At 63.9% G+C, this 1,076-nt stretch carries 1 protein-coding gene; it reads right to left on the reverse strand.

What is annotated here, in order from left to right; translation table 11 throughout:
- A partial coding sequence (locus F2P67_RS27580; RefSeq protein WP_166226415.1) for a phosphoenolpyruvate carboxylase occupies positions 1–1,076 on the reverse strand: 1,076 nt, incomplete at both ends.

Below are 1,076 nucleotides of genomic sequence, written 5' to 3' on the forward strand. Positions count from 1 at the left end.
ATCTGTATCTGGCGGCGGTGGCGGCAGCAGCGTTGCTTCAAGCACCGCCCCCAGATACAGATTGAGGTTTTGTTCGGCGATGTCCGGCAGGCCGAATTTGAAACGAATCATTTCCCCTTGCTCGGTGGTACGGAAACGCCCCGCCACCGAACCCGGTGGCTGCGACAGAATCGCCGCGTGGGCCGGTCCACCGCCACGGCCGACGGTGCCGCCACGACCGTGGAACAGCAGCAGTTCGACTTGCTGCTCGCGGCAGATTTCCACCAGCCGTTCCTGCGCCCGGTATTGCGCCCATGCCGCGGCGGTCGTGCCGGCGTCCTTGGCCGAGTCGGAATAGCCGATCATCACTTCCTGCGGGCCTTGCAGCCTTGCGCGATAGCCCGGCAACAGCAACAGACGCTCCATCACCGGCCCGGCGTTATCGAGGTCGGCGAGGGTTTCGAACAGCGGTACCACGCGCATCGGCCGCAGCACGCCCGACTCTTTGAGCAGCAGTTGCACGGCGAGCACATCGGAGGCGGCGCCTGCCATGGAGATCACGTAGGAGCCAAGCGACGCGCCCGGTGCAGCGGCGATTTCCTTGCAGGTGTTGAGCACTTCGGCGGTATCGGCCGACGGTTTGAAATGTGCCGGCAGCAAGGGGCGGCGGTTGTTCAACTCGCGTGTCAGGAAGGTAATACGCTGTTCTTCATCCCAGTCTTCGTAACGACCCAGGCCGAGGTAATCGGTGATTTCGGTCATCGCCGCTGAGTGCCGCGACGAATCCTGACGCACATCGAGACGCACGAGGAACAGGCCAAACGTCACCGCCCGGCGCAAGCAATCGAGCAGCGGCCCGTCAGCGATCACGCCCATGCCGCACTCGTGCAGCGAGTTGAAGCACAGCTCCAGCGGATCGAGCAGGTCGCGATTGTTGTGCAGTACATCGGCGGGCGCCGGCGTTGTCGCCGTCAATGACGCATGGGCCCAGTTGCGCGTAGCGCGCAGGCGTTCACGCAATTGTTTAAGCACCGCACGATACGGTTCGGCGCTGTCGCCGGCCTTGGCCTTGATGGCGTCGCTGGCCTGTTGCATCG

The organism is Pseudomonas atagonensis (assembly GCF_011369485.1).
In the GTDB taxonomy this organism is placed as follows: Bacteria; Pseudomonadota; Gammaproteobacteria; order Pseudomonadales; family Pseudomonadaceae; genus Aquipseudomonas; species Aquipseudomonas atagonensis.